Raw genomic sequence first — 13985 nt, forward strand, 5'->3', positions numbered from 1 at the left:
GGACGGGTTATAGCGATAAAAAAACCTGCCAGATGGCAGGTTTTTTATTAAAGGAGTTATTACTGCAACAACGAAATATCCGCAACGCGCAGGAACAATTCGCGCAGTTTCTCCAGCATAGTCAGACGGTTGATACGCAGTTCTTTGTCATCAACCATGACCATCACTTTATCGAAGAAAGCATCTACCGGTTCACGCAACTCAGCCAGTTCAACCAGCGCTTCCTGGTAACGACCTTCCGCGAAGTACGGCTCCAGTTTGTCGCGCAGCACAACCACCTGCATCGCCAGCTTAATTTCTTCTGGCTCTTTCAGGGTGGAGGCATTAACGCGATCACTCAGCACTTCGTCTGATTTCGCCAGAATGTTAGATACGCGCTTGTTCGCCGCCGCCAGTGCTGCCGCTGCATCCAGCGTACGGAAGTGCGATACTGCCTTCATACGAGCATCGAAATCTGCCGGACGAGTCGGACGACGTGCCAGTACCGCCTGGATGGTGTCGACGGTGTAACCTTCGTCCTGATACCAGGCGCGGAAACGACCGAGCATAAAGTCGATAACGTCATCAACCACATTGGCGTTAGTCAGCTTATCACCGTACAAGCGCACCGCTTCTTCGGTCAGCGTTTGCAAATCAAGGTTGAGGTTCTTCTCAACGATAATACGCAGCACGCCAAGTGCCGCACGACGCAGCGCAAACGGGTCTTTGTCGCCTTTCGGATGCTGACCAATACCGAAGATGCCCGCCAGGGTGTCCATCTTGTCAGCAATCGCCAGTGCACAGGCTACCGGGTTAGACGGCAGGTCATCGCCGGCAAAGCGCGGCTGATACTGCTCGTTCAGCGCCACTGCCACATCTTCCGCTTCACCATCGTGACGCGCGTAGTGCATCCCCATCACGCCCTGGGTGTCGGTGAACTCGAAGACCATGTTGGTCATCAGGTCACACTTAGACAGCAGGCCCGCACGGGTTGCGTGGTTAACGTCAGCGCCAATCTGTTCAGCAATCCAGCCAGCCAGTGCCTGGATGCGGTCAGTTTTATCACGCAGCGTACCCAGCTGTTGCTGGAACAGTACCGTTTGCAGGCGCGGCAGGTTATCTTCCAGACGCTTTTTGCGGTCGGTATTGAAGAAGAACTCGGCATCCGCCAGACGTGGACGAACAACCTTTTCGTTACCGGAGATAATTTGCTGCGGATCTTTCGATTCGATGTTGGCAACGAAGATAAAGTTCGGCAGCAGTTTGCCGTCGTTCGCGTACACCGGGAAGTACTTCTGGTCACCTTTCATGGTGTAAACCAGCGCTTCAGATGGCACCGCGAGGAATTTCTCTTCGAATTTCGCGGTCAGAACAACCGGCCATTCAACCAGAGAAGCCACTTCTTCCAGCAGGTTTTCGCTTAAGTCAGCGTTACCGCCAATCTTACGCGCCGCTTCTTCGGCATCAGCTTTAATCTTCGCTTTACGTTCTTCGTAATCGGCGATGACTTTACCGCGCTCACGCAGAATTTCCGGATACTGATCGGCATTATCGATAGTAATTTCCGGCTCGCCCATAAAGCGGTGGCCGCGAATCACGCGATCGGACTGAATACCCAGAATAGTTGCCGGAATGACTTTGTCGCCCAGCAGCAGAGTCACTGTGTGAACCGGACGTACGAAGTGCACGTCAGACGCGCCCCAGCGCATCAGTTTCGGGATCGGTAGCTTCGCAAGAGAAGTCGCGACCATATTCGGCACCAACGCCTCGGTGCTTTCGCCCTTCACGTGGGCGCGATACAGCAGCCATTCGCCTTTGTCAGTAGTCAGGCGCTCGGCCTGGTCAACAGAGATCCCGCAGCCACGCGCCCAACCTTCCGCCGCTTTGCTCGGTTTGCCTTCGGCGTCGAACGCCTGGGCAATCGCCGGGCCGCGTTTTTCAATTTCACGATCTGGCTGTGCTTCCGCCAGGTTAGCTACTTTCAGCGCCAGACGACGCGGAGCAGCGAACCATTGAACGGTGCCGTGTGCGAGGCCGGCGTTATCCAGCTCCGCAGTAAAGTTCGCAGCAAAGGACTCAGCCAGGCTGCGCAGTGCTTTTGGTGGCAGTTCTTCAGTGCCAATTTCCACCAGAAAAGTTTTCTCAGACATGGCCGCCTCTTACTTATCTTTGTTGCACATCGGGAAGCCGAGGGCTTCACGGGAAGCGTAGTATGCTTCTGCCACTGCTTTGGTCAGGGTGCGAATACGCAGAATGTAGCGTTGACGCTCGGTGACGGAGATGGCTTTACGCGCATCCAGCAGGTTAAAGCTGTGGGCGGCTTTCAGAATACGCTCGTAGGCTGGCAGCGGCAGCGGATTTTCCAGCGCCAGCAACTGCTGGGCTTCTTTCTCGTACTGCTCGAAGCAGGTGAACAGGAAGTCCACATCCGCGTATTCGAAGTTGTAAGTGGACTGCTCCACTTCGTTCTGATGGAATACGTCGCCGTAGGTGGTTTTACCCAGCGGGCCGTCGCTCCAGACCAGGTCGTAAACGCTGTCTACGCCCTGAATGTACATGGCCAGGCGCTCCAGACCGTAAGTGATCTCGCCGGTAACCGGTTTACATTCCAGACCGCCAACCTGCTGGAAGTAAGTGAACTGTGTCACTTCCATGCCGTTCAGCCACACTTCCCAGCCCAGACCCCAGGCACCCAGCGTCGGGTTTTCCCAGTTATCTTCCACGAAACGGATATCGTGGATAGTCGGATCCATGCCCAGCTCTTTCAGAGAACCGAGGTACAGCTCCTGAATATTGTCCGGTGATGGCTTAATCACCACCTGGAACTGATAGTAGTGCTGTAAACGGTTGGGGTTTTCGCCGTAGCGACCATCGGTCGGGCGACGAGAAGGCTGGACATAAGCAGCCGCCATCGGTTCTGGCCCCAGCGCGCGCAGACAGGTCATTGGGTGAGAGGTTCCCGCGCCGACTTCCATGTCCAATGGTTGAACAATGGTGCAGCCCTGGCGAGCCCAGTAATCCTGTAAGGTCAGGATCAAGCCCTGGAAGGTCCTGGTATCAAACTTTTGCATATTATTTCGTGCTGGATACGTGTGGATTTAAAGGAAGGGATCAGTATACCCGCTGGATGGAAGATATACAGTACGAAACGGGAAAAAGGCAGGCCTTAACGCATGGAAAGATGCAAAAAATGGCCATCTGCGTCAAAAGAACAGACAAACTGCTCTTTCCGGAAGGTATAACCACGCATTTCGTAGCTCCCCTGGAACTGTTCAAATGCAGTGACGTCGATTTTTTGCTCGCCGGTGTTATAACGTTTTGCCGCCTGACCCTTGCACAACGCTTCCATATTCAATGAACGCAGCGGCTCAACCTTTACCCGCTGTGCTTTCTGCTCGGGTGGCGGTGTCGAGCATCCCACTAACACAATAAGCGCCATTGCCGGAAAGAAATAGTTCATCATCATTAAATTACCGTCTTATTTGCAGGTGAGTCTTATTATTAATATCGGTATAGTGGCTGACTCTAACGAATTTCCTCAAGCCCCTATAAGCTGTAGAGATAAAACTCGGATTATTCCAGTGCACCAGCCGAATGATTTATCGGTCAGACCTTTTTTAACCAGTTACAGAGACACAGATGCAGCCCAAAATTTATTGGATTGATAACCTGCGAGGGATAGCCTGTTTAATGGTGGTGATGATTCATACCACCACCTGGTATGTAACCAACGCCCATAGCGTTAGCCCCGTAACCTGGGATATCGCGAATGTTCTAAATTCTGCCTCCCGTGTCAGTGTGCCGCTATTTTTCATGATTTCCGGCTATCTCTTTTTTGGCGAACGTAGCGCCCAGCCCCGTCATTTCTTGCGTATCGGCTTATGCCTGCTGTTTTATAGTGTCATCGCGTTGATCTACATTGCACTTTTTACCGCTATCAATGTGGAGTTAGCGCTGAAAAACCTGCTACAAAAGCCTGTGTTTTATCACTTATGGTTTTTCTTCGCGATTGCGGTAATTTATCTGGTTTCGCCACTGGTTCAGGTGAAGAACGTTAGCGGTAAAATGTTGCTGGTACTAATGGGGGTGATTGGCATCATCGCTAACCCAAACACCGTTCCACAGAAGATCGACGGCTTCGAATGGCTACCGATTAACTTATATATCAATGGCGATACTTTTTACTACATCCTGTATGGCATGTTGGGCCGCGCCATTGGCATGATGGATACGCAACATAAACCGCTGTCGTGGATGAGCGCCGCACTTTTTGTTGCGGGGGTATTTATTATCTCTCGTGGGACATTATATGAATTACAGTGGCGCGGAAATTTTGCCGATACCTGGTATCTCTATTGCGGACCGATGGTTTTTATCTGCGCGATCGCGTTACTGACTCTGGTAAAAAATACGCTGGATACACGCACTGTTCCAGGACTTGGGCTGATATCACGCCACTCTTTGGGTATATACGGGTTCCACGCGTTGATTATCCATGCGCTGCGCACCAGAGGTATTGAGCTTAAAAGCTGGCCAATACTGGATATTATCTGGATCTTCTGCGCGACGCTGGCAGCAAGCTTGTTACTTTCTGTGCTGGTGCAACGAATCGATAAAAACAGATTAGTGAGTTAAGTAAAAGCCCGGTCACACTGGACTGACCGGGCTTACGTAGATTATTCGCTATATTCTTCCTGCGCAGCTATCGTTTCTTTTGGGGCGTTGATTCCGGCATCACGGATATTTTTCTGCACCGCTACTGCACCAAACAAGCTTAAAAAGAAGGCCAGACCATAAAAGCCTTTTTCACTGAGTAATAACGTTGCATTCCACAGACCAACTATCAGTAATGCGACAGAAATGATAAAGACAACCAGGCAGGTCATATAATAAATAGATGTGGTAGGGATGCCTTCATATTTGTCCCGCACAGTCTTTTGATAAGATGCTGCTGAAAATAGCCCTAGTACCAGTACAGCAAAGTAATATCCTTTTTCATTTAACTGCATTTCCGCATTCCATAGCCCTAATAAATAGGTAACAATACCGCCGCCAAGCGCTATCCATGACACAATGCTAAATGCTGGAGAATAGGTTGATATTTTGTTGTCCATCACAGAGTTCCTTTCATATTACATTGTAAGAGCTACATAGCTCATGCTGAACGCAATAACCGCATCTGACCAAACAAGCAAGCAAAGAAGGCAATGGGATAAATCACCATTTCATAAGCGTTAACGGGGGCATTTAAAACACCGATAAACAACAGACCGATAGTGATTAACGCAACTAACTGGCAGATGCGAATAAACATGTCATCCAGTTGCCCGAGTTTTTCTGCGCGAAGATAAGCATAATTGCCAAACGTTGCCGTCATTAACACGCCAAGAAAATAACCTTTGCCACTTAGCAATGGGCATGAGATCCATAGCCCAACCAGATAAACCAACGCCCCGACAACAAATAATAGTTTTGCCACAGTCTTTGAGGTTTTCATAATGATCTCCGTATCTACCTGCGATACATTACGAGTAACCAACGAAAGACAAAACTGAAAAATACCATTAACAAATGATTTTCAGAATAAATTCATATTAAATATTAATGAATTGATAATATGTATAGACAGGAATTATCCCCTGCCCGGTCAGGCAGGGGATACGTTTACGCCATTAGTGGCAGAAGTTGCTGATAGAGACGACGGAATGTTTCGCGTCGTGGCTGATAAGCGGCATGATGCTGCGCGTTCGGCATATGCGATTGCTCCAACGGCAGTTGCGGTAACAATTCACTGAGCGATTTAGCTGGATTCACCGCAATCTGCGCCAATCTTGCTGCGCCCAGTGCTGGCCCTACATCACCACCCGTGCGGTAATCCAACTGCTGACCGCTGATATCCGCCAGCATCTGACGCCAGTACTCACTACGCGCGCCACCACCAATCAGCGTAATACTTTGCGGTTTAATGCCGCAGGCGTGCACTACATCTATGCCATCGGCCAACGCATAACCCACGCCTTCCAGCACTGCTCGCGCCAGTTCATTAGGGCCGTGCTGATGGGTCAGGCCAAAGAAAACCCCCTTCGCCTGTGGATTATTGTGCGGGGTGCGCTCGCCGGAAAGATAAGGCAAAAACCAGATTGGCTCGGCACTTTCATCTGCCTGTTGCGCAGCTGCAATTAAGGCTGGGACATTGCTCAGGCCGGTTAATTTCGCGGCCCAATCCAGACACGATGCCGCACTCAACATCACCGACATTAAATGCCAACGCTGTGGCAATGCATGGCAAAAGCTGTGTACGGCGCTTTCCGGCTTGCTTAAAAAGCCTTCGCTCACCGCAAAATAAACACCAGAAGTTCCCAGCGACAGCATTGCCTGGTTGGCATCAACCATACCCACACCAATCGCGCCAGCCGCGTTATCGCCGCCGCCCGCGACAACGGGCACTGCCGCCATTCCCCATGCTGTTGCCACCTCGGGTAGCAAAGTCCCGGTAACTTCACTGCCTTCGTATAATGCTGGCATCTGGTCACGAGACAGCTGGCAAGCTTGCAGCATGACATCACTCCAGTCACGCTTCGCGACATCCAGCCACATGGTGCCTGCCGCATCAGACATATCACTGGCAAACTCTCCGGTCATACGCAGACGCAAATAATCTTTCGGCAATAAAACTTTGTCTACCTGGCGGAATATCTCCGGCTCATGGCGTTGCACCCACAGCAGCTTAGGCGCGGTAAATCCTGGCATCATCAGATTGCCGGTTATAGCGCGCGAATCCGGGACTCGTGCTTCAAGCAAAGCGCACTCTTGCGCACAGCGCCCGTCATTCCACAAAATGGCTGGACGTAATACTTGTTGTCGAGCATCAAGTAACGTTGCTCCGTGCATCTGTCCGGCAATCCCTAACGCCTTAACCTCTTGCAAAGAATATTGTTGCGCAAGCGTTCTCACCGCACGATCAGTTGCCTGCCACCACTGTTCCGGGTCTTGTTCCGACCAGAGGGGATGCGGGCGCGAAACGGTTAGTTTTTCTGTTTGTGAAGCGATTACCTCACCCTGCTCGTTGAGCAGAATGACTTTCACGCCCGATGTGCCAAGATCTATCCCGATATACATAGCGATCGTTCCTTAAAAAATGCCCGGCATCGCTACCGATAACCGGGCCAACGGACTGCACAATTAGCCGTTATTTGTCGAACAGATAATGGTTTACCAGATTTTCCAACTGCTCCTGGCGACCACTCTGATGCACCGGTGCAAGATTATGTTCCTGGGCATATTTTGCTAAATCCGCCAATGACATTTGGCCTTTCAGAATTTGCTGGCCCAGTTCGCTATTCCAGCCGGAATAACGTTGCGCTACGCGTTTATCCAGCTCACCGTCTTCAATCATGCGTGCTGCAATTTTCAGCGCCAGTGCCATCGTATCCATCGCGCCAATATGACCGTAGAACAGGTCATATTTATCGGTGCTCTGACGACGTACTTTGGCATCGAAGTTCAGACCGCCGGTAGTGAAACCGCCTGCTTTGAGGATTTCATACATCACAAGCGCATTCTCTTCCACGCTGTTCGGGAACTGGTCAGTATCCCAGCCCAACTGCGCGTCACCACGGTTGGCATCAACAGAACCGAACAGTCCGAGCGCAATGGCAGTGGCAATTTCATGGTGGAAAGAGTGACCCGCCAGCGTTGCGTGGTTTGCTTCAATATTCAGTTTAATCTCTTTTTCCAGGCCAAACTGCTTCAGGAAGCCGTAGACCGTCGCGGCATCGTAATCATATTGATGTTTGGTCGGCTCTTGCGGTTTCGGTTCGATAAGCAGGGTACCCTGGAAACCGCTTTTATGTTTATGCTCAACCACCATCTGCATAAAGCGGCCAATCTGTTCACGCTCCTGTCGCAAATCGGTATTCAGCAGAGTTTCGTAACCTTCGCGACCGCCCCACAATACATAGTTTTCACCACCCAGTTTATGCGTCGCTTCCATCGCCGTAACGACTTGTGTTGCTGCCCAGCTGAAAACTTCCGGATCTGGATTCGTAGCTGCGCCCGCGCCATAACGTGGGTTAGTAAAGCAGTTAGCGGTTCCCCACAGCAGTTTCACGCCGCTCTCTTCTTGTTTACCTGCCAGCACATCGACCATTTGCGCAAAGTTATTGATGTACTCTTTTAACGATGCGCCTTCTGGAGAAACGTCCACATCGTGGAAGCAATAAAAAGGCACATGTAATTTGTGGAAAAACTCAAATGCGACATCTGCTTTACGCTTCGCCAATGCCAGCGCCTCGCCAGGTTGCTGCCACGGACGGTTAAACGCGCCTACACCAAACATATCCGCCCCGTTCCAGCAGAAGGTGTGCCAGTAGCAAGCGGCAAAACGCAAATGGTCTTCCATACGCTTACCCAACACCAGTTCGTCGGGGTTGTAGTGACGGAATGCTAACGGGTTAGAGGATTTGGGACCTTCATAACGAACGCGATCGAGCTGGTCAAAATAAGCCTGCATAATGAACTCCATAATCAGGTAATGCCGCGGGTAATGGATGATGTCGTAATATTGGGCACTCCCTTCCAGTTGCTCAATTATGTTATTTCACACTGCTATTGAGATAATTCACAAGTGTGCGCTAGCTCGCAAAATAAAATGGAATGATGAAATTGGGTAATTACTCGAAGAGAAAAATGCAACAAATTCGATTAACCAACAAAAATAAGATCTCGGTCATAAATCAAGAAATAAACTAAAAATCATAATCGAAAGATAAAAATCTGTAATTGTTTTCCCCTATTTAGTTGCTAAAACTTGGTTACGTTTAACGCGGTGATTGTTACTTTTTAAAGCTACCCTCTAACAAAAGAAGGCCTCTGAACCATGAAAATAAAGAACATTTTACTCACCCTGTGCACATCACTTCTGCTAACCAACGTTGCGGCACATGCCAAAGAAGTCAAAATCGGTATGGCTATTGATGATCTCCGTCTTGAGCGCTGGCAGAAAGACCGGGATATTTTCGTGAAAAAAGCTGAATCTCTCGGCGCAAAAGTATTTGTGCAGTCTGCAAATGGTAATGAAGAAACTCAAATGTCGCAGATTGAAAACATGATTAACCGGGGAGTCGATGTTCTTGTCATTATTCCGTATAACGGACAGGTATTAAGTAACGTTGTAAAAGAGGCAAAACAAGAAGGTATTAAAGTATTAGCTTACGACCGCATGATTAATGATGCTGATATCGACTTTTATATTTCTTTCGATAACGAAAAAGTGGGCGAACTACAAGCAAAAGCGCTGGTCGATATCGTCCCGCAAGGAAATTATTTCCTGATGGGCGGCTCTCCGGTAGATAACAACGCCAAGCTTTTCCGCGCCGGGCAAATGAAAGTATTAAAACCTTACGTCGACTCCGGGAAAATTAAAGTCGTCGGTGACCAATGGGTTGATGGCTGGTTACCAGAAAACGCGCTGAAAATTATGGAAAACGCGTTGACCGCCAACAATAACAAAATTGACGCTGTTGTTGCTTCTAACGATGCTACTGCTGGCGGGGCGATTCAGGCGTTAAGCGCGCAAGGTTTATCAGGGAAAGTCGCCATTTCCGGCCAGGATGCAGATCTCGCCGGCATTAAACGTATTGCTGCGGGTACGCAAACCATGACGGTGTATAAACCGATTACTCTACTGGCAAATACTGCTGCAGAAATTGCCGTTGAACTGGGTAACAGTCAACAACCTAAAGCAGATACCACGCTGAATAATGGGCTGAAAGATGTGCCATCCCGCCTGCTGACACCTATTGATGTGAATAAAAACAACATCAAAAACACCGTGATTAAAGACGGTTTCCACAAAGAGAGCGAGCTTTAAGCGTTACGTCCCTGTCGATAACGGGGACGTGATTTCTCTCCATGCCGCATGAACTGATTGGCTTAGGTGGAGTCGTTATGTCTTATCTACTTGAAATGAAGAGCATTACCAAATCTTTCGGCAGCGTAAAGGCGATAGATAACGTCAGTTTGCGGCTAAATGCTGGTGAGATCGTCTCACTTTGTGGTGAGAACGGTTCTGGTAAATCAACATTAATGAAAGTGCTATGCGGAATTTATCCCTTTGGCAGTTACGAAGGCGAAATTACTTTTGCTGGTGAAGTAATACAGGCAAGTCACATCCGTGATACCGAACGCAAAGGTATCGCCATCATTCACCAGGAATTAGCATTGGTGAAAGAGTTGACCGTGCTGGAAAATATCTTTCTTGGCAATGAGATAACCCGCAATGGGATTATGGATTATGACCTGATGACGCTACGCTGTCAGAAACTGTTAGCGCAAGTCAGCTTATCCATTTCACCAGATACCCGCGTTGGTGATTTAGGGCTTGGGCAACAACAACTCGTTGAAATTGCCAAGGCACTCAATAAACAGGTGCGTTTATTAATTCTCGATGAACCGACAGCCTCATTAACTGAGCTGGAAACCACAGTTTTACTGGATATTATTCGCGATCTGCAACAACACGGCATCGCCCGTATCTATATTTCTCACAAGCTCAACGAAGTCAAAGCGATTTCCGACACAATTTGTGTTATTCGCGACGGTCAGCACATAGGTACGCGTGATGCAGTCGGAATGAGCGAAGACGATATTATCACCATGATGGTTGGGCGAGAATTAACGGCACTTTACCCAAACGAACCGCATACCACTGGCGATGAAATATTACGTATAGAGCACCTGACGGCATGGCATCCGGTTAATCGTCATATTAAACGGGTTAACGATGTCTCGTTTTCCCTGAAACGTGGCGAAATACTGGGGATTGCCGGACTGGTTGGCGCTGGCCGCACCGAAACTATTCAATGCCTTTTTGGCGTTTGGCCCGGGCAGTGGGAAGGGGAAATCTATATTGATAGCAAACAAGTGGATATTCGTAATTGCCAGCAAGCCATCGCCCTAGGTATTGCGATGGTGCCAGAAGACAGAAAACGCGATGGCATCGTTCCGGTAATGGCGGTTGGTAAAAACATTACCCTCGCGGCACTCAGTAAATTTACCGGGGGTATTAGCCAACTTGATGATGCCGCAGAGCAAAAATGTATTCTGGAATCCATCCAGCAACTCAAAGTTAAAACATCTTCCCCCGACCTTGCTATTGGACGTTTAAGCGGCGGCAATCAGCAAAAAGCGATCCTCGCACGCTGCCTGTTATTAAATCCGCGCATTCTCATTCTTGATGAACCTACCAGGGGTATCGATATTGGCGCGAAATACGAGATCTACAAATTAATTAACCAACTCGTCCAGCAGGGTATCGCCGTTATTGTCATCTCTTCTGAATTACCTGAAGTGCTTGGTCTTAGCGATCGCGTACTGGTGATGCATGAAGGAAAACTAAAAGCCAACCTGATAAATCATAACCTGACTCAGGAGCAGGTGATGGAAGCCGCATTGAGGAGCGAACATCATGTCGAAAAGCAATCCGTCTGAAGTGAAATTAGCCGTACCGACATCCGGTGGCTTCTCTGTGCTGAAATCACTGAATTTACAAGTCTTCGTGATGATTGCAGCAATCATCGCTATCATGCTGTTCTTTACCTGGACTACTGACGGTGCCTATCTAAGCGCCCGTAACGTCTCCAACTTGCTGCGCCAGACCGCAATTACCGGCATCCTTGCGGTAGGGATGGTGTTTGTCATAATTTCTGCCGAAATCGACCTCTCGGTCGGCTCGATGATGGGGCTATTAGGCGGCGTCGCTGCTATCTGCGACGTCTGGTTAGGCTGGCCTCTACCATTCACCATCATTGTGACGCTGGTTCTGGGCCTGCTTCTCGGCGCCTGGAATGGTTGGTGGGTCGCGTACCGCAAAGTGCCTTCATTTATTGTCACCCTGGCAGGTATGTTGGCATTTCGCGGCATCCTTATTGGTATCACCAACGGCACGACCGTTTCCCCCACCAGCGCCGCAATGTCACAAATTGGGCAAAGCTATCTACCCGCCAGCACCGGTTTCATCATCGGCGCGCTTGGCTTAATGGCTTTTGTCGGCTGGCAATGGCGTGGAAGAATGCGCCGACAGGCTTTGGGTTTACAGTCTCCGGCATCTACAGCGGTGGTCGGTCGTCAGGCTTTGACCGCCATCATCGTATTAGGCGCAATCTGGCTGCTGAATGATTACCGTGGCGTTCCTACTCCGGTCCTGCTGCTGACGTTACTGCTACTCGGCGGCATGTTTATGGCAACAAGGACAGCCTTCGGGCGGCGCATTTACGCTATTGGCGGCAATCTGGAAGCAGCGCGACTCTCCGGGATTAACGTAGAACGCACCAAACTTGCCGTGTTTGCTATCAACGGTTTGATGGTGGCCATCGCTGGGTTAATTCTCAGTTCGCGGCTTGGCGCAGGCTCGCCTTCTGCCGGTAATATCGCCGAGCTGGACGCGATTGCAGCCTGCGTGATTGGCGGCACCAGTCTGGCTGGCGGCGTAGGGAGTGTTGCGGGTGCTGTGATGGGGGCATTCATCATGGCTTCGCTGGATAACGGCATGAGTATGATGGATGTTCCGACCTTCTGGCAGTATATCGTCAAAGGTGCGATTCTGTTGCTGGCAGTATGGATGGACTCCGCAACCAAACGCCGTTCCTGATTTTGATAAAAATTTTCTCAAAACCGGTAACGTGTTGCCGGTTCTGAGTTTTTGCATGATTCAGCAGGAAAAGAACCATGTTTACTAAACGTCACCGAATCACATTACTGTTCAATGCTAATAAAGCCTATGACCGTCAAGTTGTAGAAGGTGTGGGGGAATATTTACAGGCGTCACAATCGGAATGGGATATTTTCATTGAAGAAGATTTCCGCGCCCGCATTGATAAAATCAAGGACTGGTTAGGAGATGGCGTTATTGCCGACTTTGATGATAACCAAATCGAGCAAGCGTTGGCTGATGTTGACGTCCCCATTGTCGGGGTTGGCGGCTCGTATCACCTGGCAGAAAGCTACCCGCCCGTACATTACATTGCCACTGATAACTATGCGCTGGTTGAAAGCGCATTTTTGCACTTAAAAGAAAAAGGCGTTAACCGCTTTGCTTTTTATGGTCTGCCAGAGTCGAGTGGCAAAAGATGGGCAGCCGAACGCGAATATGCTTTTCGCCAGCTCGTTGCTGAGGAAAAGTACCGCGGTGTCGTTTATCAGGGGTTGGAAACAGCACCAGAAAACTGGCAGCACGCGCAAAATCGGTTGGCCGACTGGTTGCAAACATTGCCACCGCAAACCGGGATTATTGCCGTTACTGACGCCCGAGCGCGGCATATTCTGCAAGTTTGCGAGCATCTGCATATTCCCGTACCGGAAAAACTATGCGTAATTGGCATCGATAACGAAGAGCTGACCCGCTATCTTTCTCGCGTCGCGCTTTCTTCGGTTGCCCAGGGTGCGCGGCAAATGGGCTATCAGGCGGCAAAACTTCTGCATCGGTTGTTAGATAAAGAAGCGATGCCGTTGCAGCGGATTTTGGTCCCACCAGTACGCGTCATTGAACGGCGTTCTACGGATTACCGTTCGTTGACCGACCCGGCTGTTATTCAGGCCATGCATTACATTCGTAATCACGCCTGCAAAGGGATTAAAGTGGATCAGGTGCTGGATGCGGTGGGCATATCGAGATCCAATCTTGAGAAACGGTTTAAAGAAGAAGTAGGTGAAACTATTCACGCAATGATTCATGCCGAGAAGCTGGAAAAAGCGCGCAGCCTGCTGATTTCTACTACCTTGTCGATCAATGAGATATCGCAAATGTGTGGTTATCCATCGCTGCAATATTTCTACTCTGTATTTAAAAAAGCGTATGACACGACGCCAAAAGAGTATCGCGATGTAAATAGCGAGGTCATGTTGTAGCGGGAGGGGAAAAGCCGCCAGGCATGATAAGACGCGCCAGCGTCGCATCAGGTAACGCAGCACAACCACCTGATACGAGCAAAAGCCTTATCCGACCAACA

The 13985-nt window shown here is 49.6% G+C and carries 12 protein-coding genes; 5 read left to right on the forward strand and 7 right to left on the reverse strand.

Going from position 1 to position 13985, the window contains the following annotated elements; all coding sequences use genetic code 11:
* Positions 1 to 59 precede the first annotated feature (59 nt).
* The 3 genes from glyS to H9644_RS17670 form a co-directional block, all read right to left on the reverse strand.
* Complete coding sequence (glyS, locus tag H9644_RS17660) at positions 60 to 2129, reverse strand: glycine--tRNA ligase subunit beta (protein ID WP_064527871.1); 2070 nt, start codon at positions 2127 to 2129, stop codon at positions 60 to 62.
* 9 nt (positions 2130 to 2138) lie between these two features.
* A complete protein-coding gene (gene glyQ, locus H9644_RS17665) occupies positions 2139 to 3050 on the reverse strand; it encodes a glycine--tRNA ligase subunit alpha (RefSeq protein ID WP_001168544.1) in 912 nt (303 codons plus the stop codon).
* A 95-nt stretch (positions 3051 to 3145) separates the two neighbouring features.
* A complete protein-coding gene (locus H9644_RS17670; RefSeq protein WP_064527872.1) occupies positions 3146 to 3445 on the reverse strand; it encodes a YsaB family lipoprotein in 300 nt (99 codons plus the stop codon).
* Between the two features lie 173 nt (positions 3446 to 3618).
* Here H9644_RS17670 and wecH point away from each other — a divergent pair, with 173 nt between their 5' ends.
* Complete coding sequence (gene wecH / locus H9644_RS17675) at positions 3619 to 4614, forward strand: O-acetyltransferase WecH (RefSeq protein ID WP_105289470.1); 996 nt, start codon at positions 3619 to 3621, stop codon at positions 4612 to 4614.
* Positions 4615 to 4655: 41 nt separating this feature from the next.
* On the opposite strand, the gene yiaA is transcribed toward wecH, so the two are convergent.
* From yiaA to xylA, 4 genes are all read right to left on the reverse strand, one after another.
* Entirely contained in the window at positions 4656 to 5093 is a 438-nt protein-coding gene (gene yiaA / locus H9644_RS17680; RefSeq protein WP_191775684.1) for an inner membrane protein YiaA, read from the reverse strand.
* Between the two features lie 41 nt (positions 5094 to 5134).
* The gene (gene yiaB / locus H9644_RS17685) at positions 5135 to 5476 is read right to left on the reverse strand and encodes an inner membrane protein YiaB (RefSeq protein WP_064527878.1); all 342 of its coding nucleotides are present in this window, start codon (positions 5474 to 5476) and stop codon (positions 5135 to 5137) included.
* 167 nt (positions 5477 to 5643) lie between these two features.
* Positions 5644 to 7098 carry a xylulokinase gene (gene xylB / locus H9644_RS17690; protein ID WP_191775686.1) on the reverse strand — a complete coding sequence of 485 codons (1455 nt, stop codon included), beginning with the start codon at positions 7096 to 7098 and terminating at the stop codon, positions 5644 to 5646.
* 70 nt (positions 7099 to 7168) lie between these two features.
* A complete protein-coding gene (gene xylA, locus H9644_RS17695; RefSeq protein ID WP_191775687.1) occupies positions 7169 to 8491 on the reverse strand; it encodes a xylose isomerase in 1323 nt (440 codons plus the stop codon).
* A 366-nt stretch (positions 8492 to 8857) separates the two neighbouring features.
* Between xylA and xylF the strand changes: the two genes are divergently transcribed.
* The 4 genes from xylF to xylR all read left to right on the forward strand — a co-directional run bounded on the left by xylF (position 8858) and on the right by xylR (position 13884).
* Positions 8858 to 9850 (forward strand): D-xylose ABC transporter substrate-binding protein, encoded by a 993-nt coding sequence (xylF, locus tag H9644_RS17700; protein ID WP_191775689.1) that lies wholly within the window; start codon positions 8858 to 8860, stop codon positions 9848 to 9850.
* A gap of 77 nt (positions 9851 to 9927) precedes the next feature.
* Positions 9928 to 11469 (forward strand): D-xylose ABC transporter ATP-binding protein, encoded by a 1542-nt coding sequence (gene xylG, locus H9644_RS17705; protein ID WP_191775691.1) that lies wholly within the window; start codon positions 9928 to 9930, stop codon positions 11467 to 11469.
* A complete protein-coding gene (gene xylH, locus H9644_RS17710; protein WP_064527887.1) occupies positions 11447 to 12628 on the forward strand; it encodes a xylose ABC transporter permease XylH in 1182 nt (393 codons plus the stop codon). Before xylG ends, xylH begins: the two co-directional genes overlap by 23 nt.
* 77 nt (positions 12629 to 12705) lie before the next feature.
* Positions 12706 to 13884: a D-xylose utilization transcriptional activator XylR gene (gene xylR, locus H9644_RS17715; protein WP_105289465.1), complete on the forward strand. Its 1179-nt coding sequence runs from the start codon at positions 12706 to 12708 to the stop codon at positions 13882 to 13884.
* Positions 13885 to 13985 lie beyond the last annotated feature (101 nt).

The sequence above is a fragment of the Escherichia whittamii genome (assembly GCF_014836715.1).
GTDB lineage: Bacteria > Pseudomonadota > Gammaproteobacteria > Enterobacterales > Enterobacteriaceae > Escherichia > Escherichia whittamii.

Coding starts and splice junctions, on each gene's coding strand:
- yiaB (WP_064527878.1), bottom strand. CDS start 5,476: ATGAAAACCTCAAAGACTGTGGCAAAACTATTATTTGTTGTCGGGGCG.
- xylF (WP_191775689.1), top strand. CDS start 8,858: ATGAAAATAAAGAACATTTTACTCACCCTGTGCACATCACTTCTGCTA.
- xylH (WP_064527887.1), top strand. CDS start 11,447: ATGTCGAAAAGCAATCCGTCTGAAGTGAAATTAGCCGTACCGACATCC.
- xylG (WP_191775691.1), top strand. CDS start 9,928: ATGTCTTATCTACTTGAAATGAAGAGCATTACCAAATCTTTCGGCAGC.
- H9644_RS17670 (WP_064527872.1), bottom strand. CDS start 3,445: ATGATGATGAACTATTTCTTTCCGGCAATGGCGCTTATTGTGTTAGTG.
- wecH (WP_105289470.1), top strand. CDS start 3,619: ATGCAGCCCAAAATTTATTGGATTGATAACCTGCGAGGGATAGCCTGT.
- xylB (WP_191775686.1), bottom strand. CDS start 7,098: ATGTATATCGGGATAGATCTTGGCACATCGGGCGTGAAAGTCATTCTG.
- xylR (WP_105289465.1), top strand. CDS start 12,706: ATGTTTACTAAACGTCACCGAATCACATTACTGTTCAATGCTAATAAA.
- yiaA (WP_191775684.1), bottom strand. CDS start 5,093: ATGGACAACAAAATATCAACCTATTCTCCAGCATTTAGCATTGTGTCA.
- xylA (WP_191775687.1), bottom strand. CDS start 8,491: ATGCAGGCTTATTTTGACCAGCTCGATCGCGTTCGTTATGAAGGTCCC.
- glyQ (WP_001168544.1), bottom strand. CDS start 3,050: ATGCAAAAGTTTGATACCAGGACCTTCCAGGGCTTGATCCTGACCTTA.
- glyS (WP_064527871.1), bottom strand. CDS start 2,129: ATGTCTGAGAAAACTTTTCTGGTGGAAATTGGCACTGAAGAACTGCCA.